Annotated in this window: 20 protein-coding genes; 13 read left to right on the plus strand and 7 right to left on the minus strand. The window is 56.4% G+C overall.

Features of this window, described 5'->3' with window-relative positions:
• Positions 1–53: 53 nt before the first annotated feature.
• Positions 54–587 (minus strand): GNAT family N-acetyltransferase, encoded by a 534-nt coding sequence (locus tag ABLU95_RS14800; protein ID WP_023291863.1) that lies wholly within the window; start codon positions 585–587, stop codon positions 54–56.
• 32 nt (positions 588–619) lie between these two features.
• On the opposite strand from ABLU95_RS14800, the gene ABLU95_RS14805 reads away from it, so the two are divergent.
• The 9 genes from ABLU95_RS14805 (at position 620) to ABLU95_RS14845 (ending at position 10,139) form a co-directional block, all read left to right on the plus strand.
• Positions 620–1,450: a GNAT family N-acetyltransferase gene (locus ABLU95_RS14805; protein WP_241508492.1), complete on the plus strand. Its 831-nt coding sequence runs from the start codon at positions 620–622 to the stop codon at positions 1,448–1,450.
• 99 nt (positions 1,451–1,549) lie between these two features.
• On the plus strand, positions 1,550–4,315 hold the full coding sequence (locus ABLU95_RS14810; protein ID WP_348879875.1) for a sigma 54-interacting transcriptional regulator: 2,766 nt from the start codon (positions 1,550–1,552) through the stop codon (positions 4,313–4,315).
• A gap of 99 nt (positions 4,316–4,414) precedes the next feature.
• Positions 4,415–4,837: a PTS sugar transporter subunit IIA gene (locus tag ABLU95_RS14815; RefSeq protein WP_044525295.1), complete on the plus strand. Its 423-nt coding sequence runs from the start codon at positions 4,415–4,417 to the stop codon at positions 4,835–4,837.
• 14 nt (positions 4,838–4,851) lie between these two features.
• The gene (locus ABLU95_RS14820) at positions 4,852–5,322 is read left to right on the plus strand and encodes a PTS sugar transporter subunit IIB (RefSeq protein ID WP_023291867.1); all 471 of its coding nucleotides are present in this window, start codon (positions 4,852–4,854) and stop codon (positions 5,320–5,322) included.
• A gap of 16 nt (positions 5,323–5,338) precedes the next feature.
• The gene (locus ABLU95_RS14825; RefSeq protein WP_023291868.1) at positions 5,339–6,118 is read left to right on the plus strand and encodes a PTS mannose/fructose/sorbose/N-acetylgalactosamine transporter subunit IIC; all 780 of its coding nucleotides are present in this window, start codon (positions 5,339–5,341) and stop codon (positions 6,116–6,118) included.
• On the plus strand, positions 6,096–6,947 hold the full coding sequence (locus tag ABLU95_RS14830; protein ID WP_023291869.1) for a PTS system mannose/fructose/sorbose family transporter subunit IID: 852 nt from the start codon (positions 6,096–6,098) through the stop codon (positions 6,945–6,947). Before ABLU95_RS14825 ends, ABLU95_RS14830 begins: the two co-directional genes overlap by 23 nt.
• A gap of 12 nt (positions 6,948–6,959) precedes the next feature.
• Positions 6,960–8,021 carry an SIS domain-containing protein gene (locus ABLU95_RS14835; RefSeq protein ID WP_087849140.1) on the plus strand — a complete coding sequence of 354 codons (1,062 nt, stop codon included), beginning with the start codon at positions 6,960–6,962 and terminating at the stop codon, positions 8,019–8,021.
• A gap of 17 nt (positions 8,022–8,038) precedes the next feature.
• Positions 8,039–9,049 (plus strand): SIS domain-containing protein, encoded by a 1,011-nt coding sequence (locus tag ABLU95_RS14840; RefSeq protein WP_044525297.1) that lies wholly within the window; start codon positions 8,039–8,041, stop codon positions 9,047–9,049.
• 133 nt (positions 9,050–9,182) lie between these two features.
• Positions 9,183–10,139: an Rpn family recombination-promoting nuclease/putative transposase gene (locus tag ABLU95_RS14845; RefSeq protein ID WP_180263679.1), complete on the plus strand. Its 957-nt coding sequence runs from the start codon at positions 9,183–9,185 to the stop codon at positions 10,137–10,139.
• Positions 10,140–10,193: 54 nt separating this feature from the next.
• Here the strand turns inward: ABLU95_RS14845 and opgB are convergent, their stop codons facing one another.
• From opgB to ABLU95_RS14875, 6 genes are all read right to left on the minus strand, one after another.
• Complete coding sequence (opgB, locus tag ABLU95_RS14850) at positions 10,194–12,485, minus strand: phosphatidylglycerol--membrane-oligosaccharide glycerophosphotransferase (RefSeq protein WP_023291873.1); 2,292 nt, start codon at positions 12,483–12,485, stop codon at positions 10,194–10,196.
• A gap of 257 nt (positions 12,486–12,742) precedes the next feature.
• Positions 12,743–13,237 carry a DUF2501 domain-containing protein gene (locus tag ABLU95_RS14855; protein ID WP_023291874.1) on the minus strand — a complete coding sequence of 165 codons (495 nt, stop codon included), beginning with the start codon at positions 13,235–13,237 and terminating at the stop codon, positions 12,743–12,745.
• A 65-nt stretch (positions 13,238–13,302) separates the two neighbouring features.
• On the minus strand, positions 13,303–14,040 hold the full coding sequence (gene dnaC, locus ABLU95_RS14860) for a DNA replication protein DnaC (RefSeq protein WP_025999144.1): 738 nt from the start codon (positions 14,038–14,040) through the stop codon (positions 13,303–13,305).
• 2 nt (positions 14,041–14,042) lie between these two features.
• Positions 14,043–14,582 (minus strand): primosomal protein DnaT, encoded by a 540-nt coding sequence (dnaT, locus tag ABLU95_RS14865; protein ID WP_032454787.1) that lies wholly within the window; start codon positions 14,580–14,582, stop codon positions 14,043–14,045.
• Between the two features lie 103 nt (positions 14,583–14,685).
• Entirely contained in the window at positions 14,686–15,159 is a 474-nt protein-coding gene (locus ABLU95_RS14870; protein ID WP_004886472.1) for a threonine/serine exporter, read from the minus strand.
• Positions 15,150–15,926, minus strand: coding sequence for a threonine/serine exporter ThrE family protein (locus ABLU95_RS14875; protein ID WP_004886474.1), 777 nt, complete (start codon positions 15,924–15,926; stop codon positions 15,150–15,152). The genes ABLU95_RS14870 and ABLU95_RS14875 overlap by 10 nt, the downstream gene beginning before the upstream one ends.
• Positions 15,927–16,206: 280 nt before the next feature.
• Here ABLU95_RS14875 and pobA point away from each other — a divergent pair, with 280 nt between their 5' ends.
• The 4 genes from pobA to bglJ all read left to right on the plus strand — a co-directional run bounded on the left by pobA (position 16,207) and on the right by bglJ (position 19,910).
• Positions 16,207–17,391, plus strand: coding sequence for a 4-hydroxybenzoate 3-monooxygenase (gene pobA / locus ABLU95_RS14880; RefSeq protein WP_172740220.1), 1,185 nt, complete (start codon positions 16,207–16,209; stop codon positions 17,389–17,391).
• A gap of 16 nt (positions 17,392–17,407) precedes the next feature.
• Positions 17,408–18,289 (plus strand): helix-turn-helix domain-containing protein, encoded by an 882-nt coding sequence (locus ABLU95_RS14885; protein ID WP_023291878.1) that lies wholly within the window; start codon positions 17,408–17,410, stop codon positions 18,287–18,289.
• Between the two features lie 263 nt (positions 18,290–18,552).
• A complete protein-coding gene (locus ABLU95_RS14890) occupies positions 18,553–19,275 on the plus strand; it encodes a LuxR C-terminal-related transcriptional regulator (RefSeq protein WP_072421172.1) in 723 nt (240 codons plus the stop codon).
• Positions 19,236–19,910 carry a DNA-binding transcriptional activator BglJ gene (gene bglJ, locus ABLU95_RS14895; RefSeq protein ID WP_032454790.1) on the plus strand — a complete coding sequence of 225 codons (675 nt, stop codon included), beginning with the start codon at positions 19,236–19,238 and terminating at the stop codon, positions 19,908–19,910. The genes ABLU95_RS14890 and bglJ overlap by 40 nt, the downstream gene beginning before the upstream one ends.
• Position 19,911 lies beyond the last annotated feature (1 nt).

Genomic DNA, 19,911 nt, shown 5'->3' on the forward strand with positions numbered 1-19,911 from the left:
AGTTGTGAATGGTACTTTGTACCATATTCCGCCGCTGAAATCAGCGCCGGAGGCTACAGCGCTAAGCGCATGGCGCAGCGCGTTTCCGGCGGCAGGCCATGTTCCGTTTCCAGCTCCCTTTTCGCCGCCAGCCCGGCGGGCAGGGTCAGCTCATCGAGTATGGCGAATCCCAGGCGGGTATAAAACGGCGCATTCCACGGCACTTCGCGGAAGGTGGTGAGGGTCACCGCCGGGTAAGCCATTTGCCGGGCGCGCTCGATAACCTGCTCCAGCAGCATCCGCCCGATGCCCTGATGCTGCCAGGCCTGGTGGACGGCGATTTCGGCGATAAATAAGGCATCGTCGAGCGGTTCGGTAAGAATAAAACCAACCGGCTGCCCGGCGGCCACCGCCAGCAGACTATGTTCCGTTTCCAGATAATCATGATGGCGCGCAACGCTAATCACCTCGCTGTCCGCCAGCCAGGCGAGAGCGGGGATCTGACGAAATGCCTGAGCGGCGGAACGTTCAATGGCCGGCAGAAGGGCGATATCACTCTCCTCGGTCAGGCGTAATCCGGCGCCGGCAGTTATAGTGTTAGTTTTCATCACCTGAGCATAGCAGCCTTCGGGAGAAAAATATGGAGCTGACCGCCGTTCCCGCCACGCAGTTCAGCAGCGTGCAGTTAACGGATATTCTTAACGCCTGTTTTGAAGCCTATCTGGTACCGGTGACCCAGTCGGTGGAGGGATTTGTTCAGCGCTTTAGCGCCGAGGGGATGAGCCTGATCGATTCCCGCGTCTGGCTGGCCGGAGATGAACCGGCGGCGATCGCGATCGTCGCGCGTCGGGGGAATATGGCTCGCCTGGCGGCCTTTGCCCTGCGCCCGGCCTGGCGCGGCAAAGGTCTTGGGCGGAAATTGATGCAGGAGCTGCTGACGTTTCTGCAGCAGCAGGAGATCGAGACGGTTTCCCTGGAGGTGATCCGCGATAACCACGCGGCCGTCGCGCTGTATCAGTCGTTAGGCTTTACGCGGCGATATGGTCTCTGCGGCTACCTGAGCGCAGAGCCTCTGGCTGCGACGCCTGGCGTGTTACAGCCTTATCCGATCCTGGCACTGCTTCGACGCGCCGTTGAGGAGAGTAACAGTCAGCTCCCCTGGCTGATGGATCCGCTTACCTTCACCACCCTGCCATGCCGCGTCGTGACCCTGGAACAGCGCGCCTTCGCGGTACTGAGCACCTCGGGCTCACGGCCTGTACTGCAGTTTTTATGGGTTGAACCCGCCGCCCGTCGCCAGGGGCTGGCGCAAGCGCTGCTGATGGCGCTGGCGCAGCAGTTCCCGGGGATCGGCACGTCGGTGACGGTCCCGGAAACCTTTACGCCGCTGTTTGCCGCGGCGGGGTATGCGCCGCTATCGCTGCAGCAGTATGAAATGACGATGGAGTGTGCGGCAGCGAAGTCCGCTTAGGCGGGAGTGTGCGCTGGGCCGCAAAAAACAGCACGGGGCGTCGATAAGCCTCTCTTTTGCCGCATCATATCTCTTCGTAATGGCGACGAGGGGGATGTAATGCGTAAAACGGAACTGTTGGCTTTTTTGCAAAATCAGACCGATTTTTTCGATCCGGATAACCTGAGCGACGTTTTTACCGCCAGCTGGCTGGCTCAGCGTTTCGCGATGCAAAGAAATACCGCCAGCCACTATCTCAATCAGCTGGTCGCCCAGGACGTGCTGGTGAAGATCAACACCCGGCCGGTCTATTTTCTGCATAAAAAAGCCTTCTGCCAGCAGTTCTTCCCCCTTTCCCGCAGCGAGTACGCCAGCATGGTGGAGCTGCTCGCGGAGAGTGACCGCCAGCCGGAACAGGCGGACCATTTTTCGTTGCTGACCGGGCATGACGGCAGCCTGCGTAAACCGATCGAGCAGATGAAAACCGCGCTGTTTTATCCCAACGGCGGCCTGCCGCTACTGATCGTCGGCGACAGCGGAACCGGCAAAAGCTATATGGCGGAGCTGATGCACGAGTTCGCGATCGCCCAGGGCCTGCTGGCGCCCGATGCGCCCTTTGTCAGCTTCAACTGCGCGCAATATGCCAGTAACCCGGAGCTGCTGGCCGCCAACCTGTTTGGCTATGTCAAAGGCGCGTTTACCGGCGCGCAGAGCGATAAAGCCGGGGCGTTCGAGGCGGCAAACGGCGGGATGCTGTTTCTTGACGAGGTCCATCGGCTGGATGCTCAGGGGCAGGAGAAGCTCTTCACCTGGCTGGACCGCAAAGAGATCTACCGGGTGGGAGAGACCGCCCATGGCCTGCCGATATCCCTGCGGCTGGTGTTTGCCACCACCGAAGATATTCACAGCACGTTTCTGACCACCTTTCTTCGTCGTATTCCGATCCTGGTCAGCTTGCCCGATCTTCAACACCGCAGCCGCGAGGAGAAGGAGGCGCTAACGCTGCAGTTTTTCTGGCAGGAGGCGCGGACGCTTGCCGCCAGGCTGCAGCTCACGCCGCGGCTTTTGCAGGTTCTGACGCAGTACGTTTATCGAGGCAACGTCGGCGAGCTGAAGAATGTGGTGAAGTACGCCGTTGCATCGGCCTGGGCCAGGTCTCCGGGCAGCGAGATGCTGACCGTGACGCTGCACGATCTGCCGGAAAATATCATGGCGGCGACGCCGGCGCTCAGTGAAGCCATGGGCCAGAAGGAGCCGCTGCTTATCGAGCCGCAGACCAGCCTGGTCTGGCTGCTGCGGGCGCGCGATCCGGTTCAGGGGCTGATCCATGACGTTCAGTGTCGGATTCTGGCGCTGTATGAAGCAGTGCTAAATAAAAAAACGGTCTGGGAAGAGGCGCAAAGAAGCATGGGGGAGGAGATTGAAACCCTCTTCGATCGGCTGATCTTTGATAACCAGGATGCCAGTAGCTCGCAGATGTTGCTGCTGATCGCCCATCAGGTGCGGGAGGAGTATTATCGCCTGGAAAAACGCTTCAATATCCAGTTTAACGGCAACTGTCTCTACGCCCTGAGCCACTACCTGATCCATCGCTCCCGTCAGGCGCAGTCGACGATGAGCAATGAGAAAATCCGTCTGCTGGCGGATTTTCTGGCAAACAAATTCCCGCTGCTGTATCGCTTTTGCGAAGCGATCCTCGACGCGCTGGCGCTGAAGCTGGATATTGAGCCCCGGCGTATTGACCTGCTGTTGCTGGTGCTATGGTTCCAGAAAAACGGCGCAATCAGCCAGCAGCAGGTGACCCGCGCGATTATTCTTGCTCACGGTTACGCCACCGCCAGCAGCATCGCCAGCGTGGCGAACCGCTTGCTGAAAAGCCCGCTGTTTGAGTCATTCGACATGCCGCTCGACGTGACGCCGGAGGCTATCGCTAATCAGGTGATGGCGTATATTGAGCGCCACGCGCTGGCGTCAGGGCTGATCATTCTGGTCGATATGGGATCGCTGAACGCTATTCACAGCCATTTTAATCGTCGCCTGAATACGCCGGTGGCGATTATTAACAATGTCTCCACCGGCATGGCGATGTACGTCGGGGAGCGGATTTTACACGGCGATATGCTGGAAGATATCGTCCGCGAGATCGGCGACGATCTGGCGGTTGAGCACCAGCTCTATTACCCGCAGACCGATAAACCGCGGGCGATTTTGACCACCTGCGCCACCGGTCTGGGCGCTGCGGCGAACCTGTCGGCGCTGTTAAAAGCCAGCATCCCTGAAGCGCTCGGCGTTGATATTGTGGCCTGCGATGTGGAGACCCTGGCCGACCCCGCGCGGCGGGAGCCGATGCTCAGCCGCTACGACGTGCTGGCGATCGTCGGCACCCTCGATCCGCATCTTGCCGATCTCCCGTGGATCTCGCTGGATTCGCTGATCTCGGGGGAGGGAAGTCGCCCGCTAATGCGTATCTTCGGCGAACTGGCGACAGCGGAGCAGGTCAGCGAGATCAACAACCTGATCCTGAAAAACTTCTCGCTGCGGCGGGTGATCGAGTCGGTGACGATCCTCGATACCGCGAAGGTGATCAACCAGGTTGAGCAGTTTTTGCTGCGCTATGAGCATTTGGCCGGGTACGAGGTGCCCAACGAACGTAAGGTGGCGCTGTATGTGCATATCAGCTGTCTGATAGAGCGGTTAATTCGCCACGCTTCCCCAACCCATTATGCGGGAAGGCAGTGTCCGGAGCGCGAGCTGGCGACGCTGCGCGAGGCCTTTAGTGTCATAGAGAGCGGATATAGTGTCAAAATCCCCGCCGTAGAACTGTACTACATTCACGATATTCTGACGCGCGAAACGGAATTTATTCAGGAAGATCAAGAGTTTTAACGCTTCTCTCCCTTTTGTCCTTACGTTAGCCGACGCGCCACTGTTTCTGGCACGTCGGTTGCAATTAAGAAAGCAGTGGAATGCGCTTTCGAGGTAAGGATGAAACGACACTATATTTTTGCCAGCCACGGCACCTTTGCTAACGGTTTGTTGAACTCTGTGGAGCTGATCCTCGGTAAACAGCCGGATATTCATACTCTGTGCGCCTATGTAGAAGAGGAGGTCGATCTGACGCAGCAGGTGGAGGCGCTGCTGGCGCGTTTCCCGGCGCAGGATGAGCTGATAGTGATTACGGATATTTTCGCCGGTAGCGTAAATAATGAGTTTGTGCGTTTTTTATCACGCCCGCACTTCCATTTATTGTCCGGGTTAAATCTACCATTAATTATTGATCTGCTTATTTCTGCAGCGGAAGAGAATACCGAAAAATTAATTTCTGAAGCATTAATCAACGCCAAAGAGAGCATTCAGTACTGCAATCAGACTATTGCCGGGGCGATGACTATGGATAAAGACTTCTGAAATGAGGATGCATGATGATTACGTTATTAAGGGTTGACCATCGATTACTTCACGGCCAGGTAGCCTTTTCCTGGACCCAATATGTCGGCGCCGATTGTATTTTAATCGCCAACGACAGTGTCCCTGAGGATGAACTGCGGAAAACCACCATTAAGCTTGCTAAACCACCCTCGGTGAAGCTGGTGATTAAAAATATAAATGATTCTATTGAGGCGATAAAAAGCGGGGTTACCGATAAATATAATTTATTTATTGTTGTGGAATCGGTCAATGACGCCTGGCGTATTGCCAGCGCCGTTGAGGACATAAAAAGTATTAATCTCGGCGGGATTAAGGCCAAAGAGGGCAGTAAAAATATCTCTAAGGCGATTAATTTATTGCCGGAGGAAATAGAGCAGTTGCAACAACTGGTGGGCAAAGGCGTCGAGGTGGAGATTCGCCAGGTCCCGAACGATCGCAAACAGCTTTTTACGGAATGCGTGTGATTCCGGAGGACAGATTATGGTAGAGGCTCTCTTACTGGGTCTGGTGGCGTTTATCGCGCAATCGGAATATGCCTTAGGAACGTCGCTGATTTCCCGGCCTATCGTCACCGGGCTACTGACCGGTCTGGTGCTGGGGGATGTGCAGACCGGCGTCATTATGGGCGCGACGCTGGAGCTGGCGTTTATCGGTTCGTTCTCCGTTGGCGCCTCGATCCCGCCCGACGTGGTGACCGGCGGTATTCTCGGCGTGGCGTTCGCCATCACCTCCGGCGCGGGCACGGAAACGGCGCTGTTGCTCGGCCTGCCTATCGCCACCCTGACCCTGATCCTGAAAAACGTTTATCTGGGGATGTTTATTCCGCTGCTCAGCCAGAAAGCGGACGGCTATGCGGAACGGGCGGATACGCGCGGCATTGAGCGGATGCATCTGATTGCCGGATTCGGCCTGTCGCTGATGCTTGCCACGGTGGTGACCGTCTCATTCCTGGTGGGCAGCAACGCGGTGAAATCCCTGCTCGATACGATCCCGGAATTTATTAAACACGGACTCAGCGTGGCCACCGGGATCATTCCGGCTCTCGGCTTCGCGATGCTCGCCAGGTTGCTGATTAACAAGAAGGTGGCGCCGTACTTTTTCCTCGGCTTTGTACTGATGGCCTATTTGAAAATCCCGGTAACCGGTATCGCCATTCTCGGCGCCATCGTGGCGGTGGTGATGGTAAACGTCACCGCATTGAGCGCACCTCGTACCACGACAGAACAAGGAGTCAGCGATGACGACGAAGATGATTTCTGAAGAGACCCTGCAGCCGCAGGAGCAGGAAGAAGCGCGAATTACGCCGCGTGATTTACGCCGGGTGTTCTGGCGCTCCTTCCAGATGGAGTTCTCGTGGAACTATGAGCGACAGATGAATCTCGCCTTTGTTTACGCGCTGATCCCGGTGCTGAAGAAGCTCTATCCGCGCAAAGAGGAGCTGGCCGGGGCGCTGAAACGCCATCTGGTGTTCTTCAATACCACGCCGCATATCGTCACCCTGCTGCTGGGGATCACGACGGCGATGGAGGAGAAAAACAGCCAGCAGAAAAATATGGATGCCAACGCGATTGATAACGTCAAAGCCTCGCTGATGGGCCCGCTGGCCGGGCTGGGAGACTCCTTCTTCTGGGGAACGCTGCGCCTGATCGCCACCGGCATCGGCACCAGCCTGGCGCTAAAGGGCAATATTCTCGGGCCGATCCTGTTTCTGCTGGTGTTTAACGTGCCGCACATTCTGGTGCGCTGGTGCTTTACCCGCTGGGGCTACGTGCTGGGCACCGGGGTGCTGCAGCGGATCCAGAAGAGCGGAATGATGGAGAGCCTGACCTACGGGGCGTCGATTATCGGCCTGATGGTGGTCGGGGCGATGACCGCCTCAATGATCGATATCACCATCCCTGTCTCCTTCGGGGCCGGGGAGGCCAAAACTCAGGTGCAGGACATCATCAACGACATTCTGCCCTGCATGCTGCCGCTGGTGAGTTTCGGTATCGTCTACTGGCTGCTGGGGCGGAAGGTTAAACCGCTCTCTATTATCGGCGGAATGGCGCTGGTGGGCATTCTGGGTTCGTGGATCGGATTGTTTTAACGGGAGTGAGCTATGCGACCAACAATGATGACCTATATCAGCGAAGAGCCGGCCTGTCTGGCGCAGATCCTGCGCGACTACCGGCGCAAGCTGGCGGCGATTGAGACCTTCGCCCGCCAGCAGCCGGTGCGGCGTATTTTGCTACTGGCGACCGGATCGTCGCTGAATGCCGCGCTTTGCGCGCGCTATTTCTTTGAACAACGCTTTGACGTGCTGGTGGACATTAAAGAGCCGTACAACTTTACCCATTACGAAACTATCGACCCGCATACCGATCTGGTGGTGGCGATTTCACAGAGCGGAAAAAGCGCGTCGACGCTGGAGGCGATGCGTAAGGTACAGGCCTCAGGACTGCCGGTATTTGCTCTGACCTCCGACCCGCAAAGCCCGACCGGGCGGGCCTGCGATGGCGTTCTGGATATCAATACCGGGATCGAGAGCGTAGGGTTTGTCACCCGCGGCTTTAGCGCGACAGTGCTCAATCTGCTGCTGATAGCGCTGATGATTGCTCGCAGCCAGGGGAAGGCCAGTGAAGCCGAGGAGCAGCACTATCTTGCCGAATTCCAGCGACTGGCGGCGGCGATCCCGGAGGTCATCGCCCGCACTTCGCGCTTTATCGACCGGCATAGCGAAACGCTGCGGCGCGGCGAGCGCTTTGTCGCCACCGGCTATGGCGCGCTGGTTGGCGTGGCGAAAGAGTTCGAAACCAAATTTACCGAGACGGTGCGGGTACCTTCCAGCGGCTTTGAGCTGGAAGCCTATATGCACGGCCCCTATCTGGAAGCCAATGCCCGCCATGTGATGCTGTTTATGGAGGACTCGCCGGACGCGCGAACCCGGGCGCTGCGCGACTATATGGCGCCGTCGATTGCCCGCGCCTTTACGCTGACGCTGGGGGACGAAGAGGATGAACAAACGCTGGCGCTTAACTGCCCGTGCGAGCATCACCTGGCGCCGCTGCTGCTGATTGTCCCCGTGCAGATGCTCGCCTGGCATACCGCCGGGCTAAAAGGCATCGATCTGGCGATACGTATTTTCGACGATTTTGACCGCGTATTAAAAAGTAAAATCTGATTATTCAGGAGAAAACTATGTTGGGTTTTAATCAGGACGAGTACCTGACCAGTGCTCGCGAGATCATCGCTGCGCGTAAACAGGCGGAAACCGTGGCCGACGCTATTTATGACAGCGGCTGCAGCGCGTTATTTTTCGCCTCGGTAGGCGGTTCTTTAGCTCCGATGATGGCAATTAATGAGTTTGCCAAAGAATTAACCAGCGTGCCGGTTTATCTTGAGCAGGCGGCGGAATTAATTCATCGCGGGCATAAAAAATTAAATAAAGAGGCGGTGGTGGTGACGTTATCCAAATCCGGCGATACCAAAGAGTCGGTGGCCATTGCCGAATGGTGCAAGGCGCAGGGGATACGCGTGGTAGCCATTACCCGTCATGCCGATTCGCCATTGGCTGCCGCCGCCAGCTGGCATATTCCGATGTGCCACAAAAATGGCGTGGAATATGAATATATGCTGCTGTACTGGTTATTCTTCCGTGTCATTTATCGTCACGGCGAGTTTGCGGATTATGCGCGTTTTGCCAGCCAGCTCGAGTTGCTGCCGGAAAATCTTCTGCAGGCCAAACGCCAGTTCGATCCCCAGGCGGACAGCATTGCCGCGCAGTACCATGACAGCGACTATATGATGTGGATTGGCGGCGCGGAAATGTGGGGTGAGGTCTACCTGTTCTCGATGTGTATTCTCGAAGAGATGCAGTGGAAGCGGACCAAGTCGGTAAGCTCGGCTGAATTTTTCCACGGCACTCTGGAGCTGCTGGAAAAAGAGGTCCCGCTGTTTCTGGTGAAGGGCGAGGGGAAATGCCGGGCGCTGGACGAGCGCGTCGAACGCTTTGCCGAAAAGATAACTGACCATCTGGTGGTGATCGACCCGCGCGACTATCCGCTGAACGGCATTGATGATGCGTTCCGCTGGATTATGGCGCCGTGCGTGGTGTCCACTCTGCTGGTGGACCGGCTGGCGGCCCACTTTGAGCACCATACCGGCCACGACCTGAATATCCGCCGTTATTATCGGCAGTTTGATTACTAAATCTTGCCTATGGCGGCCAGTCAGACTGGCCGCTCCGCTATTCTCCGAGGCGCTTCCCAGAAAATCATCGTCAAAACCAACCGGTTAAAAACCGGTGGTAGAGTCCGGCTTTCCTTCTCTTTCAGGCAAGCGGATGGCCATGAAAAAACGAATAACCGCCACGCCGCATGATGCGGTGTTTAAACGATTTCTTCGCCACCCGGAGACGGCGAATGATTTTCTCATGCTCTATCTTCCCGAAGCGATCCGCCAGCGGTGCGATTTCGCTACTCTGAGGCTGCAATCGGCGAGCTTTATCGATGAGGATCTACGCGCCTGGTATTCGGACGTGCTGTGGTCGGTGCAAACCACCTGCGGGGAGGGATATATTTACGTGGTGATAGAGCATCAGAGCTCGCCGGATAATCATATGGCTTTTCGTCTAATGCGCTATGCGATTGCCGCGATGCAGCGACACCTCGACGCCGGGCACAAAACGCTGCCGCTGGTGGTGCCGATGCTTTTTTATCATGGCGCAACCAGTCCGTATCCTTTTTCCCTCAACTGGCTGGATGAATTTGCCGACCCGCAGCTGGCGAAGAGGCTGTACGGCAGTCAGTTTCCATTGATCGACGTCACGGTCATGCCGGACGATGAAATCGTGCAGCATCGGCGGGTCGCCCTGCTGGAGCTGATGCAAAAGCATATTCGCCAGCGCGATCTCAGCGGCATAACGGAGTCGTTGGCGGCCGTGGTGATGCTGGGATACACTAACCCCCGGCAGTTGAGAATGCTGTTTCACTATATGCTGCAGTACGGTAACACGGCCGAGCCGGGCGTGTTTCTCCGCCGGCTGGCCCGCCGTCTGCCACAGTATGAGGAGACATTGATGTCTATCGCGCAAAAGCTTAAGCAGGAAGGTCGACAGGAAGGTCGGCATGAGGGCCGACAGGAGGGGCGCCTGGAAGGGCGCCTTGAGGGCTTACAGGAAGGGAGCCGGCGTGAGGCGCTGCGCATTGCCGGCAGCATGTTACAGAATGGCCTCGACAAAGAGACGGTACAGAAAATTACCGGACTGTCGGCTGACGACCTCAAGCCGCTGTATTGTTAACATCCTGCCAAGGAAACCGTTGCCCGGCGCCAAAAACCGCCGGGCAAGGTGGCTTTAACCTTCGCTTTTCACCACTTTGATCTCCACCATACCGATCCCCAGCTGACGCGGGGAGTGGCCGAGGATATTGCCCTCGTTGGTGGACTGCGGGTCCGGCGGAGTGATGGTCAGCGTATTGCTGCGCGTTGGGTTGTCGAAATGCAGCGTCGTGGTGGTCACATCATTGACCAGTGTAAGTACTTGCTCACTTTGACCAACCCGCACCGGGATCGGCTTATTGGCATTGGGACCGTAGGCTTTGGCGGTGATCACCAGATCAAATTTCTCCGGCAGCGGCTCTTTATATTCAATCTTCACGTCGCTGCCCAGCTGGGCATTGGACCACCGACCCCAGGACTCGGGGCGCGAAATGCCGCTAAACTGTTTCACCTCTTCCGGCGCGCCGGCAACGTTAAACACGAAGCTGTCGGCCTTATAGCGAATATCGTTGTCGACAACTTTCAGCGTATCGACGTTGCCCTTATAGCGCTCCATATCGATAAGAGTGTCCCTGAAGGCGGTCTTACCTTGCCACTGTGGCTTATCAACGTGCTGGACCTTCTGCTCACCCCCCAGCTGTCCCTGCGAGACGCACCAGTCGGTGGAGAGCGCCAGCTCAGGAGACCACAGCTGGCCCATTTTATAGCAGCGATCGACCCACACGAAATTATCCCGCGGCGCGAAATCGGCCAGCTGGAAGCGCAGCGGCGCCGAGTATTCGCTCTCCGGCAGCGGTTCAACGCGCTGGTTCGACACCCGGAGCAGCAGCGGCAGACGGAAATGGCTGCCGGAGAAGGCGATCATGTTCTTCTGCGAGTCGATGGTGAAGTTTTTCATCTCTTTCGGGAAGTTCCACAGGCGGATCACGTCGGGTTTCCAGGCCAGGACCTTCTCTTTCATATTCATGAAAATACCGGAGAGCGACTGGCCAGAGAGACTGCTGCGCCCGAGGCCGATATAGTTATCGCCACCGAGAATATCCAGCACCGTCGCGCCGTTATCCATGGTGTTGCGTTTCACCGCCAGGGTCTCCTGCTGCGGCCGATCGCCGCGCAGGACAAAGAACAAATTGCTGCGATCGTGCTTGTTGAGGTAATCCCAGGCGCTGTTCTTCATGGCCAGGTGATCGGAAGAGACCACGATGACCGTGTTTTTGAAATAGGGAGAGGCTTTGATCTTCTCGATCAGCGCGGCGATATGTTCCTGGCTGCAGCTAACGGCGCTGAAGGAGAGGTTTTTCTTGCCGTCCACGTCATAACGTTTACGCTCGCAGGTACGCGAGATAAAACCGTCGGGATGGTGAGTGTCCACCGTCAGGGCGAACAGTGAAAAGCGTTTTCCGGACTGCGACAGTTCTTCGAATTTTTTCCACGTCTCGTCGAGTACCGTGTCGTCATAGAAGCCCCAGTCGTTGCGGTAGGTTGGATCGGCTACCGTGGTTTTGAGCTCTTCCGCCCCGAACAGGTGATCGAAGCCGTGGGATTTGAGAAACACGTCTTTGCCGGCAAAGCGCAGGTTAGCTCCCTGCACAAAATAGTTTTCGTAACCGGAGTTTTTCAGGATATCGCCAAGGCAGATATTCTGCGGAAAGAAGCTGGAGACCGAGGCCGAAGCGTTGCCTTCAAACGGGGCAAACAGCGGAATGCCGCACTGTGATGCGACCATGCCGGCGATGGTGTAATCGGTCCCCGGCAGCTGCATAGTATTGCTGAAATCAATGCCCTCATCTTTTATTCTGCCAAGCTCAGGGGTGAGGTTGGGGAAAGCATCGTTATCAAAATAGGTGCGCTCAAGGCTTTCGCCATAGATATAGACCAGATTCAGCTGCGGATTGTCGATACGCTTCGACGGTTCTTTGTAGTACGCGGCAAAGTCCGGGTCTCCTTCCCGCGACTGCGATTTCACCAGCTCGCTGATTTGATGGAAGGCCGGGCTGGCGTCGACCGAAGCCAGCGCCAGCAGCAGCGCCGCCAGGCTGTAGCCGACGTGATGAGGATGATGTCGACGGCGGCGCAGCACCCATCCCAGGGCGCCAAAGACGGCAACCAGCGCGACGGCCACGCCGACGCCCGGCAGAATGTATTTACCGATCCCGGCGCCGGTCAGGCTGTTGGTCAGAGTGTAGAGTACCGCGTCGTTGATGCCGTCGCCGGTAAAGTAGTCGCTGGCGTAGAGGGTGATATTCAGCACCACGAACAGACCTAACACCGTGAGCGTGGCGGCAAACCACCAGGTGTTACGACCCGCTTTCCAGGCATAAAGCACCACCGAAGCTAAAAATAAGGCGATGGATAACAACTCTGACACAGCTCATCCTCATTAACGCCAGTTATCGGCTGGCAGAACAGATTACTTTTCAAGCCACACTGTAATTGCAGCGCCATCTTGCTGCAATTCTAGCGTCATGAAAGTGTGCAGTTATTCAGAATTGGTTTAGAAGTTGCCTTTTTTGATCGGCGTCGCAACGGGCGGGGCGGGGAAGCGCAAGGAGAAAAAGGCGAAAAAAGCCGTTTCAGGCCGCGCTGCCGTCGCGAAGGCGACAAACGCGGCATTGGCCCTCTGCGTCAGGAGAGAAAGTTAACGCCCTGTTTTAAGACCAGATCGCAGGCTTTGGTTTTCACCTGTTTCGCCAGCGAACTGTTGCCGAGGGTATTCAGGTCAAGCTGCTGGCCATTATTGCTGTTGAGCAGCCCCTGCAGGCCATCAAGATAGCTGGTGTCCTGTTTTTGTTTTTCCGGCGTGCTAAGCCCCAGCTTATCCAGCACCTGGTTTTTGACGTTATCAGCGCTGGTCGCCGAGGCGAGCTTCTGTTTGGCGCAATATGACATGATCCCGGCGGCGTTATTCATGCTGCTGGCGGTCAGCGACTGGCTGCTGCCGTTGAGCAGGCTGGTCAGAGAGGAGATGGACATTCCGCCGCCGCTGGCCTGGGTGCTGCTGCCGCTGAGCTGGCTGGCGGCGCTGTTGAGAGAATCCTGCCAGGAGGCGGCGTGGGCGCCGGAGAGGGTAAATGCGCTGAGGGTAAGCGCGGCAAGTAAGCCATTTTTTAACGATTTCATAGACGGACTCATAAGCGTGACTGAAGAATCGCTTTAGTATAACGCCGTCGTCGTCCGGAAATCTCTTAATACTCCTTGCCGGTGACGCGGTGCCGGTAACTTTCCCAGTTGAAGATAACCCACAGGCTGTTGCCCAGGCGCATACGGTCCATCACCCGTTCGCCGAGCAGCTTATTCATCTCTTCCATATTACTGTTGGTCAGCATACCGGTGGGCCGTTTGGATGAAGATCGGCGGTCAACGATCTGATTGATAATGACCTTTTCATAGCGAGACTCTGTCTGCATACCAATTTCATCAATGACCAGAAGATCGACCTTGCTGAGGTCGCTCAGTAACTGCTCTTCGCTCGTCTCCCGGTTGCCGAAAGTATCTTTCATCGCCGACATAATATCGGCCACGGTGATGATTAAGACCGACTTCCCGCGCAGCAGCAGTTCGTTGCAGATAGCCGCCGCGAGGTGGTTTTTGCCGGTGCCCGGTTTGCCGGAGAAGATAAAGCTGGCGATATTGCCATCGAACTCCTCCACGTACTGACGCGCGCGGGCGAGGGCGTTCATCTGCCCCTCGCACTCGACGCGATAGTTATCAAAGGAGCAGTTCTGATGAAGGGGGCGGATCCCCGAGCGGTTAAAGGTGCGCTGCATTTTCATCGCGCGGTTCTCCCGCTCCAGCGCTTCGGAACGCAGCTTGCCTTGCTCTTTTTGCCAGGCCAGCAGCTCTTCGCCGGTTTTAAACGCCGGTTCGATATGAGCCGGCATCATTTTCTGCAGGCGCTTCATCAGATCGCCAACGTTTTTCATGCTCATCCTCGGAAACCTCGCGGAATATGACTGTCGGGTTCGCTAACGCTGTTCACATCGCGCTTCGGCTGCCCGCCGTTGCTGGCGCGGCTGATTTGCACGCTGCGAGCCAGTTTCTGCTGCCACTGCACGTGGTGAAACACTTTACCTTCCGCCTGCCAGTAAGCGACGAAAGCGGCCAGCTCTTCCGGGGTGACCGGCTGGCTCAGCGCGATGCCCCACAGCGCGGCCAGACGCTGAAAGTCGGCGTCCGGCTGCCAGGCCGCATACATGGCAAATTTGCCCATCGGCACCGCAACCGGCGCCGCGGCGGGCTCGTCGAAAAACTGCGGGTCAAGCGCGATGTCGCTGCCGGGGCGCGCCAGCCTGGCTTCCAGCTCCAGCAGCTGCGCCAGCCGGGCTGGGGTCAGCGCATAGAACGCCGGGGCGTTGTTGGCAAAAACGGCGACGGTGCCGTCAGTCGATTTCGCCAGCAGCGCCGCGTGCTGCTGGAGGAACTCTTCCAGGCCGCTAAAATGGGAGGTTAAAATTCGCGAAGACATAACTCTATCTCAACTCTGAACTGCAAAGAGTGGGGTGATCTGCACATAGTAGCACAGAGCCCGTCGCGGAAGGAGCGTGGCGCGCTCTGCCGCGACGCCGGGGTTAGACGCGAGGGCGCTTACGATACAGCCACAGACCGGGTATCGACAGGCCAATGGAGAGGGCGCCCACGATCGAAGAGGCCTTTAAAAAATTGCTCAGCAGCAAAATCATCATCTCTTCAGAATAGCCAAAATGGCTGATTTTTACCGCGGAGATCATCGCGGTGTAAGCGGAAATACCGGGAAACATCGGGATCACGGCGGCGACGGTAAAAATCTTCGGATGCGCCAGATACCAGCGCGACCACTGGATGCCGATGCAGCCCACCAGCAGGGCGGCGAGAAACGTGGCCCATTCAATGTTAAAACCAGCGCTCATCATGACCATGCGCGAACCATGGCCGATGGCTCCCAGCAGCGCGCACCAGCGCAGGGCGCGCTGCGGGACATTAAAGACCATCGCAAACCCGACGGCAGGGATCGCCGCCAGCAGCATGTCTTCCGCCAGTGCGAAAATAAACGAAATTATGCCCATCCCCGCAGCCCCCATACGGTCATTGCCATCACTACGCCAATGCAGGTGGCAAGGGTTAACAGGCTGGCGATCGCCCAGCGGGCGAGGCCAGTATTTATATGCCCTTTAAACATATCGGCGACGGCATTGATCAGCGGAAAGCCCGGGACCAGCAGCAGGACGCTGGCGGCCATGGCAATGGTCGGGGTGCTGGCAAAGGTCGGGAGGCGCAGCAGTAGCCCGGAGATCGTGGTGGCCACAAAGGCGGTGATGCAGAAGTTGATCTGCGGATGCATAGAACGGTGGGTCAGCACCTGGCGAATGTACATGGCCACCGTGCTGGCGCAGAAGCTGACCAGCGCTCCATCCCAGCCGCCGTTATTCAGTTTACAGAAACAAGCGCAGGAGAGGCCCACCATGATCACCAGCAACCAGCGGGGATAGCGCAGGGGCCTAATCTGCGCGAAGCGCTTCTCGACGTCGCGATAGTCCAGCAGCTTATGCTCGGCGAGGATCACGATATGCTGCACTTCCGTCACCACATGCATATTAATGCCGCGGTCGACATTCTTACGCGTTGAGGTAAGACATTCGCCATCCTTAATGGTGGTCAGGACGATAGCGTTGGAGGAGATGGCGCTTTCGACGCTGTCCATCCCCAGCGCCAGCCCGAGACGTGTTGAAAGCTCTTCCACCAGCGCGCTTTCGGCGCCGTGCTGTAACAAAAAAAGACCACACTGGATGCATAATCGTGTGATTGCCCGCTGCTGTGCCCGATCAACCTGCATATTTCCTCTGCTGTCCGCGACGCCTGGTATCTGCCGATACTTTAACCTGAAGCGCCGGGGCGGCTGAGGGGGGTGGGATCAAATAATGTGCAAAAATCTCCCGTCCGCTGGGGTGGCGGAATTTGAAGCGTCCCACACTTTTGCCAGTTTGGTGAAAAGTGCAATTTTTGTCGCCATTCATCCCTTCTTTTTCCCGTCTGACTTATCAAAAATGCAGGAAAGCACTTTTATTAAACAAAAATTATACAAATAATTAACCCTACAAAAGTGAGACAATCCTATGAAAACACAGGTCGCGATTATTGGCGCTGGCCCTTCCGGGCTGCTGCTGGGGCAGCTACTGCACAACGCCGGGATCCACACGGTCATTCTTGAGCGTCAAACGCCGCAGTATGTGCTGGGGCGCATCCGTGCGGGAATTCTGGAAAGCGGTACCGTCGATCTGCTCCGTGAAGCGGGCGTGGCGCAGCGGATGGATGTCGAAGGCCTGGTGCATCATGGGGTGGAGTTTCTCTTTGACGGCCAGCGGGTGCCCGTCTCACTGAGCGAGCTGACCGACGGCAAGAGCGTGATGGTTTACGGCCAGACTGAAGTGACCCGCGATCTGATGGCTGCCCGGGCCGCCAGCGACGCGCCGATCGTGTACGGCGTCAGCGAAGTGACTATCCATGACGCAAAAAGCGACCGGCCGACGATCACCTATCTTAGCGAAGGTGAATTCTGCCGCCTGGAGTGTGACTTTATCGCCGGTTGCGACGGGTTCCATGGCGTGTCGCGGCAAAGTATTCCCGCTGACATCCTCAAGACTTACGAGAGCATCTGGCCGTTCGGCTGGTTAGGCTTGCTGGCGGATACGCCGCCGGTCAATCCGGAGCTTATCTATGCGCATCATCAGCGGGGATTCGTTTTATGTAGTCAGCGCTCACTTACTCGCAGCCGCTACTATCTGCAGGTTCCGCTGAGCGATAAGGTGGAGGACTGGTCGGATGAACGCTTCTGGCAGGAGTTGAAATGCCGATTGCCGGAGGATCTGTCATCAAAGTTAGTGACTGGTCACTCACTTGAGAAAAGCATCGCTCCCTTGCGCAGCTTCGTCGTCGAGCCAATGCAATATGGGCGATTGTTCCTGGTGGGGGATGCCGCGCATATCGTACCGCCGACCGGCGCTAAAGGGTTGAACCTGGCGGCATCGGACGTGAACTATCTGTGGCGGATCCTGCGTGAATACTACCATCACGGCCGGAGCGATCTGCTGGCGACCTATTCGCGACTGGCGCTGGATCGGGTCTGGAAAGGGGAACGCTTTAGCTGGTTCATGACCCGCCTGCTGCACGATTTTCCGCAGCAGAGCGAGTTCGACGCCAAAATGCAGGCGGCCGATCGCCGCTACTATCTGGGCTCGCGCGCCGGGCTGACCACTATCGCGGAAAACTACGTGGGCCTGCCCATGGAGCGTGTCGTCTGACTGAACAGGAGTCACTATGCCCCCCGTCCAAACTGTTCCGGTATTTAAGCTGTATGGCGAGGAGCGCGGCTGGCCGACGCCGGACCTGCTGCACTGCGAGTCGATTTTGCAGCGCAGCAGCCTGTATCAGTGGCATATTCGCGTCCACCAGCACGCCGAAATGGTCCAGCTCCTCTATCTGCACAAAGGTCGGGCGGAGATCGAAATTGAAGGCACCACCTCGGTGATGACGGAGTCCTGCATCCAGGTGGTGCCCGCCCTCTGCATTCATGGCTTTCATTTCTCACCCGGAACGCACGGATTTGTGCTCTCCCTGGCGCTGCCGCTGCTGAGCCGTTTTGAAAATCAGTTCGGCCGACCGCTGGATGTGCTTAGCGTTGCGCAGTGTCTGCCGGTGGGGCGTTCCCGGGGGCGTATGCATACGCTGTTTTCAGCGCTTCGCGAGGAGTACAGTGCCGATCATGATGCCCGGGAAATGATGCTTTATTCGCTGCTGGGGACGCTGCTGGCCTGGCTGAACCGGCAGTGCCGCCCCGCACCGCCCGCGGAAGATAAAGCGGAGCGAAAGCGCAGTATGATGCGTCATTTTTCCCGGCTTATTGAGAGCCACTACCGGCAGCACCTCCCGCTGGCGGAGTATGCGAAGTTGATTGGGCTGTCGGTCACGCATTTAAACTATTTATGTCGCGAGTTCTATGGCTGTAGCGCCCTTGGGGTATTGCATCAGCGACTGATGCTTGAGGCGCGGCGTAATCTGCAATACACCCGCATGACGATAACGCAACTCTCTGATTATTTGGGCTTTAGCGACGCCGCCTATTTTTCTCGCTTTTTCCGCCGCTATAGCGGTATGTCGCCTAAAGCATTTAGAGAAGCAATTAAAGAGAATGCTTCATAATGTTCATGCCTGAAATTATTTTTGCTAAATAATGGTTTTATCTTTTCTAATTTATTAGCGCAGGGCGTCTGTGCTAATATTCATCGCAAGTATACACAGGAATAATATTTACTTGATATGACCACGGTTCGGTCATGCAGTATATCGTGTACGCGGGCCATGAATATGCTTTTAATATTCATCCAGTAAATGGTATGGCGATCGAGTCACTCGCCGATCGTTTGCGGGCAAGCGAAGAAACTTCGACAGGAAGCGGAGGTGTTATGTTACCAGGACAAGGTAAGTTTGGCGTCGTTATTAGTAAAATCCCCGTCATGCAGTCAGGGTTAAAGGTGATCTTCAATGAGAACCTCCCGGATTACGAACTCAGTTTTTGTCGCACTCATGATGAGCTCACCCTTTTACAACTGCGGCGAGCGGTGCTGGTCGTTGCGGATATCTCCGGCGAGATTGCGCAGCCCCGGGCCGTCTGCGAGCGTTATTACTCCCTCATGACCCAGTATCGAGATATTCACTGGGTTTTTATGGTCGGCGACAGCCTCTATCCATTAGCCGTTGAGCTTTTAATTCGTCCCGAAAGCTCGCTGATCTCAGAGAACGAGCCGGTTGACCGGCTGATTGAGGTGATTTGCGCCGGTAGCCGTGCGGCTGAGCAGATTAGCCGTACGTTGTTTACCGGGGATGTGGACAGCGATTTCGCTAGCTACCACTCAGCGGCGATGCTGACCCTGTCAGAGCGGAAAGTTCTGCGCCTTCTGGCGAAGGGATGGGGAATTAACCAGATCGCCGCGCTGTTGAAAAAGAGTAATAAGACGATTAGCGCGCAGAAAAATAGCGCAATGCGTCGTTTATCGCTACGCAGCAACGCTGAAATGTATGCCTGGATCAACAGTGCGCAGGGAATGCAAGAGCTGAATATCAATTCAGCTTACGGGGAACAAATGGAATGGAAAAAAATAGCACAACCCGTCATGTCGCCATCGTAGAAAAATGTGTGATGACGGAAATGGCCTGGCGCTATACCTTTAGCCGTGAAGAGAGCAGCCAATACCGCATTCATTTTTTTAAAAATATCAATTTGCTCAGGGCGGTGGAAACGTCGTTCCCATGGTCAGCAATCATCTTTTCACTTTCGGGGAGTCGTTCGTCCAGAGCCGAGAGCCTGCTTTTTCTTCACGAAATGGCGAGGATCCGACCGGAAGTTCAAACGATTATTCTGGCTAATAATGAAAGCGAAATGCGTCTGATCGGCCATTTAATGCCGGCCTGCCTGCAGGGTATATTAAATAAATCCGCGCCGCGACGCGGATTGCAGGAGCATTTGTTACAGCTGCTGGATAATCATTCCCTCGCCGGCAAAGAGCACTTTTGCGGCAGAGAGGCATGCAACGATCCGCTAAGCCCAACGGAGCACGCCATTCTTCGGTATATGTCGTGGGGATATTCGCTTGCGGAAATTGCGGTGCAGCTGAACCGGAACATTAAAACCATCCGCGCGCATAAATTCAACGCCATGACCAAGCTCGGGGTTCGCTCTGACATTGGTTTATTAAACGCGGCGGATATCTTGCTGCATTTACCGATAAGCGGCCCGACCAGCGCCGTTAAACAGGTGGCATAAC

The sequence above is a fragment of the Klebsiella sp. GG_Kp146 genome, from assembly GCF_040061975.1.
Lineage (GTDB): Bacteria > Pseudomonadota > Gammaproteobacteria > Enterobacterales > Enterobacteriaceae > Klebsiella > Klebsiella quasipneumoniae.